This window comes from Microbispora bryophytorum (assembly GCF_006874465.1).
In the GTDB taxonomy this organism is placed as follows: Bacteria; Actinomycetota; Actinomycetes; order Streptosporangiales; family Streptosporangiaceae; genus Microbispora; species Microbispora bryophytorum.
Genome location: NZ_VIRL01000001.1, coordinates 823,721 through 841,235 on the forward strand (window position 1 = coordinate 823,721; position 17,515 = coordinate 841,235).

The 17,515-nt window shown below is 66.7% G+C and carries 19 protein-coding genes and 1 tRNA gene; 9 read left to right on the forward strand and 11 right to left on the reverse strand.

What is annotated here, in order from left to right:
- Positions 1-155 precede the first annotated feature (155 nt).
- Positions 156-1,091, forward strand: a complete 936-nt coding sequence (locus FLX07_RS03960; RefSeq protein WP_142567992.1) for an LLM class F420-dependent oxidoreductase — start codon at positions 156-158, stop codon at positions 1,089-1,091.
- 418 nt (positions 1,092-1,509) lie between these two features.
- Positions 1,510-1,941: a hypothetical protein gene (locus tag FLX07_RS03965; protein WP_142567993.1), complete on the forward strand. Its 432-nt coding sequence runs from the start codon at positions 1,510-1,512 to the stop codon at positions 1,939-1,941.
- 207 nt (positions 1,942-2,148) lie between these two features.
- On the opposite strand, the gene FLX07_RS03970 is transcribed toward FLX07_RS03965, so the two are convergent.
- From FLX07_RS03970 to FLX07_RS03980, 3 genes are all read right to left on the reverse strand, one after another.
- Positions 2,149-2,991: a carbohydrate ABC transporter permease gene (locus FLX07_RS03970; RefSeq protein ID WP_142567994.1), complete on the reverse strand. Its 843-nt coding sequence runs from the start codon at positions 2,989-2,991 to the stop codon at positions 2,149-2,151.
- 10 nt (positions 2,992-3,001) lie between these two features.
- Positions 3,002-3,958 carry a carbohydrate ABC transporter permease gene (locus FLX07_RS03975; RefSeq protein WP_142567995.1) on the reverse strand — a complete coding sequence of 319 codons (957 nt, stop codon included), beginning with the start codon at positions 3,956-3,958 and terminating at the stop codon, positions 3,002-3,004.
- A 93-nt stretch (positions 3,959-4,051) separates the two neighbouring features.
- The gene (locus FLX07_RS03980) at positions 4,052-5,275 is read right to left on the reverse strand and encodes an ABC transporter substrate-binding protein (RefSeq protein ID WP_223853778.1); all 1,224 of its coding nucleotides are present in this window, start codon (positions 5,273-5,275) and stop codon (positions 4,052-4,054) included.
- 402 nt (positions 5,276-5,677) lie between these two features.
- On the opposite strand from FLX07_RS03980, the gene FLX07_RS03985 reads away from it, so the two are divergent.
- The 3 genes from FLX07_RS03985 (at position 5,678) to FLX07_RS03995 (ending at position 8,143) form a co-directional block, all read left to right on the forward strand.
- Complete coding sequence (locus FLX07_RS03985) at positions 5,678-5,890, forward strand: hypothetical protein (RefSeq protein WP_142567997.1); 213 nt, start codon at positions 5,678-5,680, stop codon at positions 5,888-5,890.
- A gap of 528 nt (positions 5,891-6,418) precedes the next feature.
- Complete coding sequence (locus FLX07_RS03990) at positions 6,419-6,775, forward strand: hypothetical protein (RefSeq protein WP_167748104.1); 357 nt, start codon at positions 6,419-6,421, stop codon at positions 6,773-6,775.
- Positions 6,776-7,231: 456 nt separating this feature from the next.
- The gene (locus FLX07_RS03995; protein ID WP_142567999.1) at positions 7,232-8,143 is read left to right on the forward strand and encodes a helix-turn-helix domain-containing protein; all 912 of its coding nucleotides are present in this window, start codon (positions 7,232-7,234) and stop codon (positions 8,141-8,143) included.
- A 337-nt stretch (positions 8,144-8,480) separates the two neighbouring features.
- On the opposite strand, the gene FLX07_RS04000 is transcribed toward FLX07_RS03995, so the two are convergent.
- Positions 8,481-9,686, reverse strand: a complete 1,206-nt coding sequence (locus FLX07_RS04000) for an MFS transporter (protein WP_167748105.1) — start codon at positions 9,684-9,686, stop codon at positions 8,481-8,483.
- Between the two features lie 134 nt (positions 9,687-9,820).
- On the opposite strand from FLX07_RS04000, the gene FLX07_RS04005 reads away from it, so the two are divergent.
- Together FLX07_RS04005 and FLX07_RS04010 are read left to right on the forward strand one after the other, a co-directional pair.
- A complete protein-coding gene (locus FLX07_RS04005; protein ID WP_280116529.1) occupies positions 9,821-10,459 on the forward strand; it encodes a FadR/GntR family transcriptional regulator in 639 nt (212 codons plus the stop codon).
- Between the two features lie 247 nt (positions 10,460-10,706).
- On the forward strand, positions 10,707-11,186 hold the full coding sequence (locus tag FLX07_RS04010; protein WP_142568002.1) for an Arc family DNA-binding protein: 480 nt from the start codon (positions 10,707-10,709) through the stop codon (positions 11,184-11,186).
- Positions 11,187-11,337: 151 nt separating this feature from the next.
- Here the strand turns inward: FLX07_RS04010 and FLX07_RS04015 are convergent.
- The 6 genes from FLX07_RS04015 to FLX07_RS04035 all read right to left on the reverse strand — a co-directional run bounded on the left by FLX07_RS04015 (position 11,338) and on the right by FLX07_RS04035 (position 14,512).
- Positions 11,338-11,410: transfer RNA gene (locus FLX07_RS04015), tRNA-Ala, on the reverse strand.
- A 151-nt stretch (positions 11,411-11,561) separates the two neighbouring features.
- Positions 11,562-12,278 carry an HAD family hydrolase gene (locus FLX07_RS04020; RefSeq protein WP_142568003.1) on the reverse strand — a complete coding sequence of 239 codons (717 nt, stop codon included), beginning with the start codon at positions 12,276-12,278 and terminating at the stop codon, positions 11,562-11,564.
- Positions 12,279-12,317: 39 nt separating this feature from the next.
- Positions 12,318-12,482: a DLW-39 family protein gene (locus FLX07_RS36285; RefSeq protein ID WP_161628012.1), complete on the reverse strand. Its 165-nt coding sequence runs from the start codon at positions 12,480-12,482 to the stop codon at positions 12,318-12,320.
- Between the two features lie 259 nt (positions 12,483-12,741).
- On the reverse strand, positions 12,742-13,137 hold the full coding sequence (locus FLX07_RS04025; protein WP_142568004.1) for an ATP-binding protein: 396 nt from the start codon (positions 13,135-13,137) through the stop codon (positions 12,742-12,744).
- A gap of 143 nt (positions 13,138-13,280) precedes the next feature.
- Positions 13,281-14,186, reverse strand: a complete 906-nt coding sequence (locus FLX07_RS04030) for a helix-turn-helix domain-containing protein (RefSeq protein WP_142568005.1) — start codon at positions 14,184-14,186, stop codon at positions 13,281-13,283.
- A gap of 77 nt (positions 14,187-14,263) precedes the next feature.
- Positions 14,264-14,512 carry a DUF397 domain-containing protein gene (locus FLX07_RS04035; RefSeq protein ID WP_142568006.1) on the reverse strand — a complete coding sequence of 83 codons (249 nt, stop codon included), beginning with the start codon at positions 14,510-14,512 and terminating at the stop codon, positions 14,264-14,266.
- 295 nt (positions 14,513-14,807) lie between these two features.
- Here FLX07_RS04035 and FLX07_RS04040 point away from each other — a divergent pair, with 295 nt between their 5' ends.
- Together FLX07_RS04040 and FLX07_RS36870 are read left to right on the forward strand one after the other, a co-directional pair.
- Positions 14,808-15,212 carry an ATP-binding protein gene (locus FLX07_RS04040; RefSeq protein WP_167748106.1) on the forward strand — a complete coding sequence of 135 codons (405 nt, stop codon included), beginning with the start codon at positions 14,808-14,810 and terminating at the stop codon, positions 15,210-15,212.
- 245 nt (positions 15,213-15,457) lie between these two features.
- Complete coding sequence (locus FLX07_RS36870) at positions 15,458-16,279, forward strand: SAM-dependent methyltransferase (protein WP_208762056.1); 822 nt, start codon at positions 15,458-15,460, stop codon at positions 16,277-16,279.
- Between the two features lie 295 nt (positions 16,280-16,574).
- Here the strand turns inward: FLX07_RS36870 and FLX07_RS04050 are convergent, their stop codons facing one another.
- Positions 16,575-17,510: an aldo/keto reductase gene (locus tag FLX07_RS04050; RefSeq protein ID WP_208762057.1), complete on the reverse strand. Its 936-nt coding sequence runs from the start codon at positions 17,508-17,510 to the stop codon at positions 16,575-16,577.
- Positions 17,511-17,515: the final 5 nt, after the last annotated feature.

The window sequence follows — 17,515 nt, forward strand, 5'->3', positions numbered from 1 at the left end:
CCTGGGACGGAACACCTGCACCGGAGGCCGATGATCCGGCACGGATGAGGGCGCGAACCCGGAGGAGTGCATCCTTCAGTCGCAGGCCGGCCGCTACGCGGCGAGCACTCCCTCGCGGCGGCCACAGGCAATCATGATCACAACGGAGGTTCCAGGTGAAGCTCGGACTTCGTCTGCCCCAGAGGTTGGGCGTCGACCTGCGGCACGACTTGGTCGAAACGGCCAAAACGGCCGAAGCGGCCGGGTATGCCAGTCTGTGGACGTACGAACGGCTGCTCTTCCCGGAGACGCCCGCCGAACCCTACGCCCCGCCGAACGTGCCGTGGCCGGAGACCCAGCGGCAGGCGGCCGACCCCCTGGCAGTCCTCACGGCAGCGGCGGTGGCGACCGAACAGGTGCGCCTCGGTACCTCTGTCCTGATCGCCGGACTTCACACCCCCGTCCAGCTGGCGAAGGCGCTGGCCACGATCGACCAGATCAGTGGCGGCCGCCTTGTCGCGGGCATGGGCGCCGGCTGGTCCAGCGATGAGTTTCGGGCCGCCGGCACCACCAGAGCGGATCGCGGCCGCTTCCTCGACGAGACGCTGGACGTCTTCGACGCCGTGTGGGGGCAGGACCCGGTGTCCTTTCGCGGTCCTCGCGTAGTCATCGACAACGCCGCGGTCCTGCCCAAGCCCGTCGCGAAAATCCCCGTGATGCTCGGTGGCGGCGGCAGCGCCAAGGCCCTGCAGCGCATCGCCAGGCGCGCGGACGGCTGGCTGCCGTTCCTGAGCACGCCGGGCCCGCAAGGAGCCGCACGCCTGCGCGCAAGCTGGGACCGTATCCGGGAAATGGCATGTGAGTACGGCCGGGACACCAGCCAGATGGAGATGGTCGTGGTCGGAAACGTCACCTTCACCGGCCGTCCGGCAGGACCTGACCGATCGCCGTTCGTCGGCACCCTCGAGCAGATCATGGACGACATCCACACGGTCGCGGAGGCGGGCGCAGACGAGGTCATCGTGGATCTGAATCTGCAGGACTGGTTCACCAGCACCCGGCAGATGCTTGAGACGGCGGTGGAGATCCGCGCACGGGCCGCAGCCTTGTGATCGACGTCGCCAGATACCGGAGACGGCCGCAACGCCTCCGCCCCCGGCTCGGCGACGGTCCGTCCCCGGCTGCGGCGAAGGCCGCGATCTGCTGGTCGCTGCGTGAAGATCGCCGACCAACTGCCGCTCTCCGCCTGTTGACCCAAGGGACTTCGACGGGTTGAACCACCTGATCACAATGGTGCCGGTCACTCGACCGCGGTGGGACGACCCGTGGCGACGCCTACTTTGGATCCGCTTCAGCTCTGCTTTCAGAAGAAAGCCCGGGCGGAGAAAGGGACCATTCGGGCTGAACGCGACTCTTGACTCGAATTGCCACGATACTTTTCCCAGACTTGTCCGAATGTGGCAAATGGGTCAGAATCAGTTCAGTCTTCAACTACTTAGTTGGAGGGTCACTGCACGGATGAGGAGAGGCATGAAGCGCACCATCTCCGTTCTCGCCGTCATCACCGGCGTCCTCGGCGCCACGCTCACCGGCATCGGTCCCGCGTCCGCGGACACCCCCGCGGTCGACTGTTCCACGGGCGGGTACACCCGCGTTCTGAACAGCTACGTCCCCTCCAACATCGAGCGACCGGCCGTGGACGGTCACAGCTACAACATCGGCGGTCCGTCCGCGTACACGTACGAGGTCTGCCTCGACATCCCGGACACCGAGACCTTCACGATCGAGGTACGGATCTGGTCCAACGGGTCACAGACCGTGTTCACGGACGACCGGCCCGGGGACAAGGTCTTCCACTATTCGATCGGCCCCAACAGCTTCTGGCAGGTCTACGGCACGTTGACCGGGCCCGGCAGCACCTACGTCTACTACACCTGGAACGAGAAGCAGCTCGCGGCCTGATTCGGAACGGGCCGGCTGCCTCACTCGGCGCTTGGCGAGACGGCCGGCGAGGCGGCCGGCCCTGCCGCTCCCGAACGACCCCGAAGTCTGCTTATCCCGGGGCCGAATTCCACCCGCGTCCGACCTCTCAAGCGGCTCGGCGAGCGAATGAATTCGCAGTTGTGCACTCCGCTGCCGTACGAGGTCGCAACGGCCACTTCCGCGGCCTCAGCCCTTGAAGGCGCCGTTCATGATGCCGGCCACCATGCGCCGCCCGACGAAGACGAAAAGGACGAGCAGCGGGAGGGTGGCGAGGAAGGAGCCGGACATCGCGAGCCCGAGGTCGATGTTGAAGCTGTTCTGCAGCGCCTTGATCGCGATCTGGACGGTGTACATCTCCGGCGACTTCAGCACCACGAACGGCCATAGGAAGTCGTTCCACGCCGTGACGAAGCCCAGCAGGCCGAGCACGAAGGCCGCCGGACGCACCAACGGGAACGCGATGTGCCAGAAGGTCTGCCAGGTCGACGCCCCGTCGATGCGGGCCGCCTGGAGGATCTCGTCGCTGATGGCGGACGATATGTGCTGGCGCATCCAGAAGATGCCGAAGGCGTTGGCCAGGCCGGGGACGATCAGTGCCTGGAGGGTGTCCACCCAGTTCAGCGCCGAGATAATCATGTACTGGGGGACGATGGCGAGCTGGGTCGGCACGGTCATCGTCAGGACGACGAACAGGAACAACGCGTCGCGGCCACGGAAGCGCATCTTGGCGAACGCGAAGCCCGCCAGCGCGCACAGCACCGCCTGGCCCACGCCGATCGTCCCGGCCACGACCAGGCTGTTGACGATCGACCGGACGAACGGCACGGTCGAGAACACCAGGCCCGCGAGGTGGAAGAAGTTGCCGCCCGGCACGATCTCGGGCGGCAGCTTTATCGCCGTCGCGGTGTCGGTGGTGGCGACGATGAACATCCAGTACAGGGGGAACAGGCAGGCGAAGGCGGCGAGCGCGAGCAGCGCGTAGGCCCACCATCGGACCCGATCGCCGGAGCGTGGCCTCGTCGTGCGCATGATCGCCCCCTCAGCCCTTGACCGGGCGGATACGGGTGGACAGGAAGTAGTTGAGGCCGGCGAGTGCGACGACCATCACGAACAGCGCCACGCCGATCGCCGCGGCGTAACCGAACCTGAACTGGGTGAACCCCTGCTCGAACAGGAAGAGAGTGAGCGTCTGGCACTGGCGGATCGGCCCGCAGATGTTGGGCGTGCCACGGTTGATGAGCAGGGGCTCGGTGAAGATCTGCAGCCCGCCGATCGTCGAGGTCACGATCGTGAACACGATGACCGGGCGTAACGCGGGGAGGGAGATGTGCAGGAACTGCCGCACACCTCCCGCTCCGTCGACGGCGGCCGCCTCGTAGATCGCTCGGGGAACGGCCTGCAGGGAAGCCAGATAGAGCAGCGCCGTGTAGCCGAACCACCGCCAGGTCACCATGACGGCGATCAGCACGTGGCTGCCCATCACCGACTGGTTGAAGTCGATGTGCTCGAAGCCCATGAGGCTGAGCAGCCAGTTCAGCAACCCGTAGTCGCGGTCGAACATCTGGGCGAACACGATGGCGGTGGCGGCCACCGAGGTGATGTACGGCACGAGCATCGTCATGCGGAAGAACACGGCGAGGCGCAGCCGTACGTGGTTGAGCATGTGGGCGAGCACCAGCGCGATCAGCAGTTGCGGCACGGTCGACAGCAACCAGATGCTCACGGTGTTGCGCGCCGCGTTCCAGAACCGCGTGTCCCCGAGCAGCCCGCTGAAGTTGTCCAGGCCGACGAACACGTGCTCGCCGATCGGATTCCAGTCGAACAGCGCCACGTAGAAGGTGAACAGCAGCGGGATGAGGCCGAACACCGCGAAGATCACAAAGAACGGGGTGATGTAGGCGTAGGGGGCGATGATCTCGGTGAAACCGCGCCGCGCCGCGTCCACCGGCGGGGCGGGGGGCAGGCCCGCCTTGGTGGGGCTGATGCTCGTCGTCACGGTCTGCTCGCTTCCCCGCCGCCGGTGCGTGCCGTCGCGGACGGCTCGCGCCGGCGGCGCTCGTGAAGGGTCCTAGGTCGTGTCTGACACTCCCTAGCCGCCGATCGCGGCCTTGATGTTGGTCACCGCCGCGTCCCACGCCTTCGCGGGGTCACCCTTGCCCTGCTCGACGTTGGTGAGGGCGTTCGTGAACTCCGTGCCGATCGTGGTGCTGTCCGGCCCGATGAGGAACGGCTTGAGGCCGAGCAGCGAGTCGGTGTAAATCGTGCCGATCGATGCGCCGGAGAAGAACTCGTCCTTCGCAGAGGTGAGCTTGGGGTCCTTGTAGACCGACGGGGTCGCGGGCAACGACCTGGCCTGGGCGAAGTGGTCGAGCTGGCCCTGCGGCGACTGCGTGGCGGCGATGTATTCCCAGGCGGCCTTCGGGTTCTTGGCGCCCTTGGGGATGGCGAGGAAGCTGCCGCCCCAGTTGCCCGAGCCGCCGGGGATCGTGGCGATGTCCCACTCGCCCTTGGTGTCGGGGGCGTTGTCGCGGATGGAGCCGAGCATCCAGACCGGTGCGGCGATGACGGCGAAGTCCCCCTTCTTCATCGCGGCGCTCCAGCCCTCGGTGAAGGTGCTCTGCTTGGCGGTGATCCCGGCGGCCACGGCCTTGAGCGCCTGGTCGAAGGCGGCCTTGACCTGGGGGCTCTGTTCGTACACCAGATTGCCCGCGGGGTCGTAGTACTTCTCCTCCCCCTGGTTGACCACCTGCGAGTAGACGCTCGTGGCGGCGTTGTCGACGAACGCCTTGCCGGTGGCCGCCGTGTACTTCTTACCGGTCTCGATGAAGGCGTCCCAGGTGGGCCAGAGCTTGGCCACCTCCTCGCGGTCGGTCGGCAGCCCGGCCTTCTTGAACAGGTCGGCGCGGTAGGCGATGGCCATGCCTCCGACGTCGGTAGGGATGCCGATGATCGAGCCGTCCTTGGCCGTGGGCTGGCTGATCACCCAGTCGAGGTAGTCGCCCTTGATCTTGTCGGCGCCCAGCGTGCGCAGGTCGACGAAGTTCTGCGGTTGCTGGACGAACTTGGGCAGGTCGTCGCCCTGGATCAGCACCAGGTCGGGCACCTTGCCGCCGGCCAGCGCCGTCGTGAGCGCCTGCGCCGTCTCCTGCGCGTTCCCCACCTCGGTCAGCTTGATCTCGACGTCCGGCCTCTTCGCCTTGTACTCGGCGGCGGACCCCTTCGCGTCGATCCCGGTGAACGACCAGAACTCGAACGACGAGCCGGCCGACGCGCCGGAGGAAGTCTCGGACGACGAGCCTGAGCACGCTGCCATGCCGAGGGCCGCGGTAACGGTTAACACGACCGCTGAGACGTTGCGAAACTTCACGGCGACCTCTTTTCGCTTGCTGTGGTCAGGGATGTGATCTGCGGCCCGGCAGCGAGAGAGTGCGCTGCGCTCGCCGGGCACCTCCTACCTTCAGGACCCGTTGCGTGCCTGGAGCGTGGGACGGCGACGCTGCCGTGCTACTTCAGGCTCCGGACCGCGAGCGCCCGGACAGGTTCAGCAGCGCCATGCCGACCTGGTGTTTCACCTACAGAGCCTTCTGACATCACTCCTGAGCATGAAGCTTTCGGGATGTCATGTCGATCAATGCTCCAGGACATTAGGCCTCTGCCGACCTGAGCGTCAATATTTCTGAGGTGACGCGTCTGAAACAATCGGCCCGCCGGTTTTATGTTTCGGGACCACGCCGCGCCCCTCCGCCGGGACGACGGAAGCGGCCCGCCCGGCAGGTCACCAGAACCGAAGGAGAGATCCGGCATCCACGTCAACATCCGGCCGGAGGAGCGCAAGCTGTGCCTGCTGGTGATGATCGGCTTCTGGTCCGCGCTGGACGAGGTGTTTGCGGGCCGGGGTGCTTTGCGGGCCGGGGTGCTTGCGGGCTGAGGTGCTTGGGGGCCGAGCACGAGTGCACCTGCGCACCACCAACCCCACCGAGCCCACCTTCGCCGCCGTCCGGCACCAGACCAAGGTCACCAACCGACAAAAGATCCTGATCCACCGGTATTGACGATCACTCCTTTCAGGATCAGTAGCCGTCTCCGGTGGCGGTTTAGGCCGCCTCCGGGTGGAATGAAAATTTCACCCGGCACGCCGGTATTACGGCTCTGCAGGAATGACCCCCGACCTGGTGGCATCCCTGGCCTACCCTCGCGAGAGCTGCCATGGCTATAGGTTACCGCCGGGCCGAATCAGTGGCTCTCAATCGTCTGCCTGGACGCCTGGAGGCCGCGACAATAAATTCCTGTTCACTCCGCCAAAATCATAAAAGAGATGAGGTTGGAATTGAAACGTTCCAAAGTGCGTCGTGTCGTCAGCTCCGTCGCCATCGCCATCGCAACACTCGCGGCGATCCTGATGCCAGTCACTCCCGCGCACGCCGCCTACGGCCCAGACCAGACCGTGTCCCTTACGGTGAATTCGAACTCCGGCCCGTCGCTCACGCTCGCCCAGCTGACCGGCACGCTGGCCTTCGACAACGGGAACACGAAGTTCAGGTACGCCCTCCGGCTGTGCTGGGGGAGCGGGGCCTACCCCATGCCGAACTTCCACATCTCCATCAACGGCAATACCGCCCTCTATCCGACCCTGACAAGTACGACAACCGCCCCCTCCGGGTGTCAGGTGTCCCTGTTCCTCTACGACGGTGAATACACCCACTCCACCACCGTCGCGAACGTCACCTTGTACGTGACGGGCGGCTGGTTCTATCCCGGCAACACTTACAACAGCCGCACCAAGTCCGTGACCTACGACAACCCCTACAACTGACCCGTCCGAAAAGCCACCACTTCTGGACAGGCACCGTGCAGCCTCGCTGAGGCAGCGTGTGCAGACAGCTTGCCGGCGCGGAAATACACGACTTCCAGCGGAAGCGGGATCGTAGCCACTCAGATAGTCACGCACTCTCGCCAACGACCTTCGGCGAGAGTGCGTTTTAATTGGTGCAGCCCAGGGGATTCGAACCCCTGACTTCCTGCTTGCGATTCGGCCCGCTCACCAGGGACGACAGCTCCGCGATCAGCTTCTCCCCAGCCACCTCGTCCAAGGCCCGGCGCTGATCCGGGTCCTCCTCCCAGGTGGCCTCCGCGCACAAAACCCTAGCCGCATTCAGATTGGCTGTCCCGGTCCCGATGGGCGTATCCACAAAGGCTCCACGATCTCGCGACCAAGACGGACGCCGACCGCCTTGAGTCTCGAGTGGCTCGAAGGTGCAGGCTCGTCCTCGTGAGTGACGGAACAGAGCTGTACACCGTAGGCCAACTCGCTCGGCGTAGCGGTCTTTCGGTGCATACCATCCGCTTCTGGTCCGACAACGGCCTGATAGTTCCCACCGAGCGCTCGGCCGGCGGGTACCGCCTGTACGACGCCGCCGCCGTGGCCCGATTTGACCTGGTCCGGACGCTGCGCGAACTCGGTATCGGACTGGAGGCCATCAAGAAGATCCTGGCGCAGCAGGCAACGGTGGCTGAGACGGCCGAGGTACACGCCCGAGCGCTGGACGCGGAGATCAAGGCTTTGAAGCTTCGCCGCGCCATACTCCGCACGATTGCCAAGCGCGGCAGCACAACCGAGGAGACGGTTATGACGCACAAACTCGCCCAGGTGTCCGCCACGCAGCGGCAGCAGGTCATCGACGAGTTCATCGAAAGCACGTTTGCGGGGATCACTCTGGATGACGACGCCAAGGTGGTTGCACAGTGGATGCGGGAGCTGCCCGATGAGCTGCCGGATGACCCGACGCCACGCCAGGTCGACGCCTGGATCGAGCTGGCCGACCTGGTGACCAGCGAGGACTTCCGGCAACGGCTCCGGCAGATCGCACTGGCCGGCACCTCATCCGTCGCGTCGCGCCACGGCTATGAGCTCCGCGCACTGACCCTGGAGCACGCTGACCGGGCGGTAGCCGAATCGATCGCACCGGCCTCGGCCGAAGGCCGGTCGGTCCTGAATCGAATCATCGACCCTGGCACGCCCGCCGGTGAGCGCAGCGAGCTGCATCGGTGGCTTGAGACCGTCGCCGACGCCCAGGTGGAGCGCTACTGGCAGTTGATAGCCGTGCTCAACGGCCGTGAGCCCGATCCATCGGCCATGCCCGCTTTCACCTGGTTGCTTGCCGCTATGCGCGCCCACGGCTGAGCCGCCCGTCCTCGTCGTTGCCACCCACCATGGCGAGAGCGCCAAGGCGGCTGACGATCAAAGCAATGGCGCTGACGGCCCCGCGACCAGGCTCACCACCTGCCCGGCCGGAGCATTCCCTCGCGAGAGGGATGTCAAGATGGGTGGCTTCGGCGATGTGCCTGAGGTGCCGTTTCCAGGAATCTGAACGGCATGTTGAGCAACATCATCGCCGTTGTGTCGTCGGCGGTCATCGCCGCAGGAGTGGCGATCGCACCAGCGCATGCCGGAAGAGCACGAAGGCCGATCAACGGTCAAAGCCCAGGCAGGGAAAACGATCCCTGACCTGGGCTGACTCTTATCGTCGCGACTGCTGGTCAGCGTCGCGCTTCGTCGGCTGTGGCGCAGAGTCCTCCACGAAGCGAGGACGGCAAGCGAACCAGCCGGCGATCACTCCTGGGACGGCGGTCGCAGCGAGCACCAGGAGCGAGACCGACCATGATCCGGTCGCCTCGCGCAGAAGGCCCAGACCGATCGGGCCCAGGCACGCCAGCCCATAGCCGATGCCTTGCACGAAGCCCGACACGGCGGAGGCCGTCTGCGGGCTCTTGGTTCGACGGTTGATGAGGGTCATGCAGAGCGGGAAGGTGCTCACTCCGATTCCCAGCGCGCACATCCACATCAACGTGCCGTCGAGCGGGGACAGGAGCAGGCCCAGGTATCCCGCCACCAGGAAGATCGCGCACCCGACGACCACGATGAACGGGTTCGTCATGCGCGTGGCCAGGTGCGGAACCACCAAGGCCGCGAGCATGCCCCATGCCGAGTAGAGCGCGACCATGGAGCCGCCCAGGGCCGCACTGCCTCCTGCGTCGGTGAGCACTGCCGGAACCCAGGTGATGATCCCGTAGTTGGACAGCGAGATCATCGCAAAGAGGATCACCAGGCCCCAGACGGTTGGTGATCGGCTGATCCTCCGTCCCGCATCGGTCGCCGTCACGGCCGCGGGCGCGTGGTGATCGGCGGGCAGCCTGACCGCCAGGATGAGCCAGACCACACCGGCCACAGCAGCTGGTCCCGCCCAGATCCCTACCGAGAACCGCCACGTCGCCGCCTCTGCTACCGGGACCGCGAGGAGCGGGGCGATGAACTGGCCCGCCTGCATGAGGATCAGGTAAAGCGAGGTCCCCAGGGCCAGCCGATCGGCGAACCATGCCTTCACCAACGGAACGACCACGACGTTCGCGGCTCCGATTCCGGCCAGTGCCAGCACGGTCGAAAGGACCAGCAACACGGGCGTTGGAGAGAAGGCGCGCATCAGGAGCGACAGAGCCGTCAGTCCCAGCGCCACAGTGGCCGTGCGCTCGAGTCCGAACTTCCTCGTCACCGCTGGGGCGAGAAACCCGAAGATGCCGAAGGACACCGCCGGCACAGTGCCGAGCAGGCCGGACAGCGTCACCCCGAAGCCGAGATCGGCTCCGATGATCTCCAGGAGCGGAGTGAACCCGGTCACGGCCGTTCGCAGGTTGACCGCCGTCAGGGCGATGGCGAGCCAGGCCCACAAGGTCAGACGCCTACGGTGTAACGGAACGACCGATGAGGAGAGCAATGCCACGTTATACTCCGGTAGAGGTCAGCAGATGATGGGATTATGGGATGAGTTGCGAAGAGTCTGACACGCAACAGCCGATGCGTCGAGTGGGACTCATCGACCAGGCTGCCGAGCGCTTCCGCGAGGAGGTGGCCTCTGGACGCTGGCCGGTCGGTGAGCGGATACCGACCGAGGCCGCACTGGTGTCGGAGTTCGGGATCGGCCGGAACACGGTGCGCGAGGCGGTGCAGTCGCTGGTGCACGCAGGTCTGCTGCGCCGTGAGCAGGGCCGCGGCACCTTCGTCATCTCCGACTCCGAGCTGACAGGCACTCTTGAACGTCAGCTCGCCGGTGGCACCCGTCGCCACTACCTGGAACTACGCCTTGCCCTTGACAGCTCTGCAGCGTCACTGGCCGCGTCGAACCGCTCAGATGCCGACGTCGAACTGCTGCGCGAGCTGCGCGACCGTCGAGAAGCGAGCTGGTCGACCAATGATCTCGACCAGCGAGCGAGCGCGGACCTCGCCCTGCATCGCGCGATCGTGGCAGCGACGCACAACCCTCTCTACGTCAAGCTGTACTCCAGCATGCTCGACGTCTTCGCTGCCCACATGCGCGACGAGAAGAGCGAGGACGAGGACGCGGCGCACCGCTATCACCACGAGCTGGTCGAGGCGATCGCGGACGGGGACGCCGACCGTGCCGCCATGAAGGTGGCTTCCATCTTCAAACCCTTCATGCGCTGAACCACGCAATCGCCTCCCCACTCGAGCGAGGCGTCTCCGACGATGCCCCGCAACGCGAAGCGCCCGCAGCAGGCGGCACGGGCCGTGTTGCCGTACGGGCCGTGTTGCCGTACGGGCCGTGTTGATGACGGCCGTCTAAGAGGACAAGCTGCTCAGCCGGAACCCCTGCCGGATCACGGGCGGACAACGAGCAGACGCCAGAGCGGCCCATCTCACCATCGCCCAGGTCATCGAGCCGGCCGACCGGATGGCCGACCGGCGCATACGCGCGCTGATCCTGCTGACCACCTTCGCGAGCCTGCCGCATCCTCACCGACAAAGCTCTAGTGATCATCCACGTGATGCCGACCGCGCTATGGAGAAGGACGCCATGACTGAGCACGACGCAGCCTGGCCACCCGGAGACATCGAGCTAGCCCTGGACCACGACTCCGATATTGACGACTCAGAAGAGATCTACGACGCCAAGGGCAACCTGATCACCGACGAGTACGTACAGGACGCGATCAACGACGTTCACCGCGCGATCGACGAAGGCCGCGTGCCCGTGCCGACCAGCCGCCCCGGACGTCCATCGCTCACAGGCGAGGGCACCCATTCCCCAAGGGTCTCCTTCAGACTCCCGGAGGAGTTGCGTGAACGCGCCAAGGCACGCGCCGAGCAAGAGGGTAAGAGCGTGTCCGCACTGGCACGGGAAGCCTTCGAGCAATTCCTCAGAGCGGGATGAGCACATACTCGACGAACGGCGGTACCAGGTGGCCAAGCAGGTCGGAAGGAGGGTGGATCGGGCATGCAACGGGCACGCACGAGCGACAAGTCCGAATAACGATCAAAGCCCAGGCGGGGAAAAGGGTCCCTGACCTGGGCTTTTGAGTGAGTGGAGCCTAGGGGATTCGAACCCCTGACTTCCTGCTTGCAAAGCAGGCGCTCTGCCAGCTGAGCTAAGGCCCCTTGGCGGGTGCGAATGCGCGAAGGCGCAGATCCACAGGCCGCCGGTGCGTACACCGTAGCAACAGCCCGCACCCGAGCGCCACTCGATAGGCGCCGCGCCGCCCACGTTGCCCTCGGCAGCGGGGGGGATCTTCACCAAACGAGCCGGCGATCAGGAGGCCGAGGTGACCACCGGCGACGCGCTGACCCCGTTGCCCAGGACGAGCCCGGGGAAGCCGGCGATGGAATCGATGATGTGGGTGGCACCGCCGCCGAGCAGACGGTCCTTACTGTGGACGCCGGTGAGCACTCCGGCGACGATCGAGGCGCCCGCGCGCCGGCCGCACAGCATGTCGCTCTCGGAGTCGCCCGCCACGGCCACCTGCCGTACGTCGTCGACGCCGGAACGCAGAACGGCGGTCAGCACCATGTCCGGGTAGGGACGGCCACGTCCGGCGTCCTCGGGACACAGTGCGAGGTCCAGCATGTCGACCCAGGTGAGGCTGCTCAGCACCCGTCCCAGCGTCGCACGGCTGAATCCGGTGATCAGGGCGATCTTCAGGCCTGCGTCGCGCAGCTTCGCGATGGTCTCGACGGTCCCGGGCAGCGGCACGAGACCGGACCGTTCGATGGCTCCCTCGTAGGAGCGCTCGAAGGTCAGGTTTGCGGCCTGCGCCTGGGCCTCGTTCCCGGGGAAGATGCCCCGGAAGACTTCGATCTGGGGACATCCCCGGGACCTGTGCACATGCACCATGGCACGGGCATAGGCGCTGGTCCCGGGGACGATGCCCTGCGTGGCGATCGCCTCGGCGAACGCCCGTTCCACCATTTCGATGTCACCGATCGTGGTCCCGGCCAAGTCAAGACAGGCCAGCTTCACGGGGCTCATTCCCGTACCCTTGCCACGATCAAGCACCATCCCTGGTGGTCAGTTCTCGCTGCCGGTGGCCTCGGTCCACAGGTCGAGCTCGGCACGGTCGGCCTGCACCTTGCGCCAGACCAGAAGTCCGCCGACGGCGACCAGAGCGAGAACAAGCAGCTTCTTCACGGTGTGACCCCACTTCTCGACGGTCTCACCTGCCGGGTGAGACAACGCCCGGTTCTACGGTTCCCTGCAGCCTAGCAAGGCTTCGACGCCCGGCCCGGATTGCCCGAAATCTCGCTGCACCACAATCATGATTACGGCTCGCCTGTCTGGCCCGCCGTCCGACCCTGGCGGCAGGGCGGCGAGATCAGAAGTGCCCAGCTCACAGTGGCGCTAACCATGCCTGCGGGCGGCGTCCGGAGAAAGAGGGAGGCCTGGTTTCGGTCAGGCGGTCCGCGCTCCGCTCTCAGCGGAAGTCAGATGTCGATCAGGGAAGCGCCACGGAGAGACGGATCGTCGTTCCCTCGGCCCCCGTACGCACGACGAGGTCGGCCAGGCGGTTCATGAGCCACAGTCCGCGTCCCCCGAAGCCGAACCGCGTCGTCGTCTCCTCGCGCTCCAGCGCCTCGTCGGGAATGCCGGGACCTTTGTCGGTGATCTCAGCCACCAGCACTCCCGCCTCGCGCCACATGGCGATTCCCCGCGGCGGGGAGCCATATCGGACGGCGTTGGTGACCGCCTCGTGCACCGCAAGCACGAAATCCTCCAGGATCACGCCCTTGAGCCCGGCCTCCTGCGCCGACACCATGACGAGATGCCGCACCCTGGTGACCGAACTTCGGTCGAACTCCAGGCTGAGCAGGCTGCCCGCCAAGGTTCTCACCGCCCTCCTGCTTGCCCCACGGTGTGGTGGTACTCCATTTACCGCACACGCGCACCTGACACGTATTTTCAGGTACGGTTCGCGCCACACTCTTCTGCGGCGCGCGGCAGCGGGGGGTTCGCGCACGTGACGCTAGCGCATCGTCACAGCTCCGTCATGATCTGCCGTAGCATCCGCTTGGTCTCCGACACCGGTCCGGCTTGCATGCACAGGCGTTCCATGACGGCGAGATAGCGGTCGATGTCCTCCCGTTTCTCCAGGTAGATGGAGCTGGTGAGCTGTTCGAGGTAGACGATGTCCGGCAGTCCGACCCCCGCGAAGCGCAGGATGCTGAACGGCCCTCCTGCGGCCGCGTGCCCCCCGGCGCTGAACGGGATGATTTGGAGCGTTACACGAGGCTGGGCGACCATCTCGAGCAGGTGCTCGATCTGGGCCCGCATCACCTCGGCCCCGCCCACCGGACGCCGCAGCACGGCCTCGTCGATCACCGCCCACAGGATGGGCGGGTCCGGGCGGACCAGCACCTCCTGGCGGTCCATCCGCAGCCGGACGCGGCGCTCGATCTCCTCGTCCGACGCGTCGGGATGGCCGAGGCGCACAACCGCTTCGGCGTACGCGGGGGCCTGTAGCAGCCCGGGCACGAACTGCACCTCGTAGCAGCGGATGGCGCTCGCGGCCTGCTCCAGGCCGACGTACGCCTCGAACCAGGAGGGTAGGACGTCGTCGTACTTGTGCCACCAGCCGGGGGCGTTGGCCTGGGCGACGAGCGAGAGCAGCGCCTCGCGCTCGCTCTCGTCGGTGACGCCGTACAGGGTGAGGAGGTCGGCGACGTCGCGGCGACGGAACCCGACGCGCCCGAGTTCCATCCGGCTGATCTTCGAGTGGGAGGCGCGGATGGCGTGACCGGCCTCCTCCAGGCGGATGTGCCTGCTCTCACGGAGCCGTCGCAGTTGGGTGCCGAGCAGAATGCGCAGGACCGTGGGGCTGCGGCGTGACCGTGCCGCCAGGTCGATCGGGTGAGGCACACCCTCGGTAGGGGCCGCAGTCATATGGGGTCCTTTGAGGTGCACCGACGTTTACGCCACGTTCACGATACTCCCCACGTCGGCCCGCGCAAGTGGTGAGATCATTTCTCCACTTCACCGAGTAGGTCGTCGAATTCGCCCTCCTTGGCGGCGCGGAGGAATGCGGTCATGTCCTGAAGTGGAACGATCAGCGCCGGCCCGGACGGGTGCCGGGAGTTGCGCAGTGCCACCCGGCCGTCGGGGAGCGCGGCGATCTCGACGCAGTTGCCGCTCGGATTGCTGTGCCGGCTCTTGCGCCAGGCCTGCTGCCCCAGATGAGATGAGGGCATTCCGTTGTAGATCAGGGACACGCGGCGCCTCGTTTCGGAATCCGAGCCCAACGAGCGACATTCGTGCGTTTGCACGTGCATCTGTACTTGCACAGGAGCATCAATGGGAGCAGTATGACTTACAGAGTCATCCCGCCACATGGTCGACATCAACCTCATAGGGCTCTCAATGACTGGTTATCGGACGGACCGCGCTTCCCTCGCAGAAGCCGATAGCGTTGCCCGGGATCCCTGGCTGGGCACGCTTGAGCAGGTCTTTCCGGAAGGCAAGCGCTGGCCTTGGACCTATGGCCAGCACCCGTGCGGAGTTCCCCAGGTGGCCGTGCACGAGTTCCACCGTGAGAGTCTCGCGGCGCGCACCGCGCGGCACTTCACCACCGGGGTGCTGCAGACCTGGTCCATGGAGGACGTCGCCGACGACGCCGCGCTCGCGGTCTGCGAACTGGTCACCAACGCGCTGCGCCACGGCCTGCGCCACCAGGCCATCCATCCCCTGCCGGTACGCCTGTTGATGTTCCGTTCGTACCGCGCGCTGCTGTGCATGGTGACCGACCCCAGCACCGACGCGCCGGTGCTGCGCGAGCCCGACTACGTCGCGGAGACCGGGCGCGGTCTGCAGGTCGTCGCCGGGGTCAGCCAGATGTGGGGCTGGACACGGCTACGCCCCGTGGGCAAGGCCGTCTGGGCCGGATTCACGGCCGAGGCCGCCGGCTACCGCTGATCCCTCCAGTCGAGAAGGCCACCGGAAAGGGCCGCCCGAGCAGGGCCCGAAGGCCGGCCTCGCCGTCGGTGCAGGCCGCCTTGGAAGGCCGCCCGCGACGGCCGCCCGTGAAGGCCGCCGGTGAAGGTCCGAAGGCCGGCCCCGCCGCCGGAATCCCCCATGCGATAGGACCAGCAGCCGCACCGATCCTCACTTAGGCCCATCCCACACCGGTAATATCGGTAATCAGGGCTGAACGGAGGATCATGCCGGTATTCCCCCCGGTCGAGCCGGTGGGTTTCGACCCGTCCATCCCGAACGAGGCCCGGGTCTACGACTACTGGCTCGGCGGGAAGGACAACTTCGCCGCAGATCGCGATGCCGCAGAGGCGGCGCTGCTGATCGCGCCGGAGCTTCCCCTGATGTGCCGCGAGGGGCGCAAGTTCCTGCGCAGGACCATTCGGTTTCTGGCCGCCGCCGGAATCCGCCGGTTCATCGACATCGGCTGCGGCCTGCCGACCCAGGGCAACGTGCACGAGATCGTCCAGGAGTGCGCCCCCGACGCGCGCGTGGTCTACGTGGACAAAGACCCTGTCGTGGTCAATCACGGCCAGGCGCTGGTGGAGGACAACGAGCGCGTCGTGGTGATCCGCGGCGACGTACGCGACCCGGACTCGATCCTCACGCATCCGCGGCTGCGGGAGCTCGTCGACCTCGACGAGCCGGTGGCCGTCCTGCTCGTCGCGGTCCTGGCGGCGATCAACGACGACGACCTCACGAAGGCCGTCACCACGCGGCTGCGCGAGGCGATCGCACCCGGCAGCTACATGGTCATCAGCCACGCGATCTCCGACCTCCGGCCGGAGGCGACGGACAAGCTCGCCCTGCTTTTCGCCGACGAATGGGCGACCAAGGACGACGGCCGCCTGCGGCTGCCCACCGAGGCCGAAATCCTGCCGCTGTTCGGCGACCTGGAAATGGTGGAGCCCGGCCTGGTCCGGGTGCCCGAATGGCGGCCGGAGCCCGACGAGCTGCGACCGCCGAAGGACACGGTCTGGGCGGTCGGCGGCGTCGGCCGCAAGCGCTGAGAGCACGAAAAGCACCGGGAGCACCGGGAGCACGGAGAACGCTGAGAGCACGAAAAGCACCGGGAGCACCGGGAGCACCGAGAACGCTGAGAGCACTGGGAGCACTGGGAGCACTGAGAACGCAGTTCGTGACCACCGGCGCTGGGCGTCCCTGCGCACACGGACCAGCCCGGCCTCCCACAGCACCTTGAGGTGCCCGGAAGTGCCGGGCTGGGTCAGGCCGAGCCGCCCGGCGAGCTCCCCGACAGGCGCGGGGACGTTCGAGCAGCAGGTCGAGGATGCGCCGCCTGGTCGGTCAGCTCGTGATCTCGTTCAGCTCTTCCAGCGCCGCGTCGTCCGGTCGCCACGCCGCCGCCGCGACGTTGGCCTTGATCTGCTCGGGCCGGGTCGCCCCCGCGATCACGGAGGAGACGGACGGCTGCGCGAGCAGGCCGCCGATCGCGACGTCCAGCAGTGACACGCCCTGCCGCTCGGCGAACTCCCGCAGCCGCTCCACCACCTCGAACCGCGCGTCGGTCAGATACTGCGGCCGACCCGCGAGGCGGGTGCCCGCCGGCGGTTCCTCCCCGCGCCGGTACTTGCCGGTGAGCAGGCCGTTGGCCAGCGGGAAGTAGGGCAGCAGTCCGACGCCGTGGTGGAGCAGCGCCGGGACGAGCTCCTTGTCCACCTGCCGGTCGAGCAGGCTGTACTCGTTCTGCGCGCTCACGAAACGCTCGAAGCCGCCGGTGCGGGCGATCCAGTCCGCGTCGGTGACCTGCCAGGACGCGAAGTTGGACGAGCCCACGTAGCGGACCTTGCCCTCCCGCACCAGGTCCGTCAGCACCGACAGGGTCTCCTCGATCGGCGTGGACGGGTCGGGGAAGTGCAGCTGGTAGAGGTCGATCCAGTCGGTCTTGAGGCGACGCAGCGACCGCTCGACCGCCAGGCGGACGTACCGCCGCGAGGCCCGCGCACCCCAGTCGGGCCCGTTGGCGCCGTTCACGTCCCCGCCGAACTTGGTGGCGATGACGACCTGCTCACGCCGCCCCTTCAGCACCTCGCCGAGCAGCGCCTCCGACTCGCCGTAGATGTCGGCGGTGTCGATCAGCGTGACGCCGGCGTCGAGCGCCGCATCGACCACGGCGCGGGTGGCGTCGAGGTCGATCCTGCGGCCGAAGTTGTTGCCGCCGAGGCCGAGAGCCGAGACGACGAGTCCCGAGTCGCCCAGCCGCCGGTAGGTCATTTCGGTCATGCCTC

Coding starts and splice junctions, on each gene's coding strand:
- FLX07_RS03965 (WP_142567993.1), top strand. CDS start 1,510: ATGAAGCGCACCATCTCCGTTCTCGCCGTCATCACCGGCGTCCTCGGC.
- FLX07_RS03970 (WP_142567994.1), bottom strand. CDS start 2,991: ATGCGCACGACGAGGCCACGCTCCGGCGATCGGGTCCGATGGTGGGCC.
- FLX07_RS03980 (WP_223853778.1), bottom strand. CDS start 5,275: ATGGCAGCGTGCTCAGGCTCGTCGTCCGAGACTTCCTCCGGCGCGTCG.
- FLX07_RS03985 (WP_142567997.1), top strand. CDS start 5,678: ATGTTTCGGGACCACGCCGCGCCCCTCCGCCGGGACGACGGAAGCGGC.
- FLX07_RS04010 (WP_142568002.1), top strand. CDS start 10,707: ATGGCCGACCGGCGCATACGCGCGCTGATCCTGCTGACCACCTTCGCG.
- FLX07_RS04020 (WP_142568003.1), bottom strand. CDS start 12,278: ATGAGCCCCGTGAAGCTGGCCTGTCTTGACTTGGCCGGGACCACGATC.
- FLX07_RS04030 (WP_142568005.1), bottom strand. CDS start 14,186: ATGACTGCGGCCCCTACCGAGGGTGTGCCTCACCCGATCGACCTGGCG.
- FLX07_RS36870 (WP_208762056.1), top strand. CDS start 15,458: ATGCCGGTATTCCCCCCGGTCGAGCCGGTGGGTTTCGACCCGTCCATC.
- FLX07_RS04050 (WP_208762057.1), bottom strand. CDS start 17,510: ATGACCGAAATGACCTACCGGCGGCTGGGCGACTCGGGACTCGTCGTC.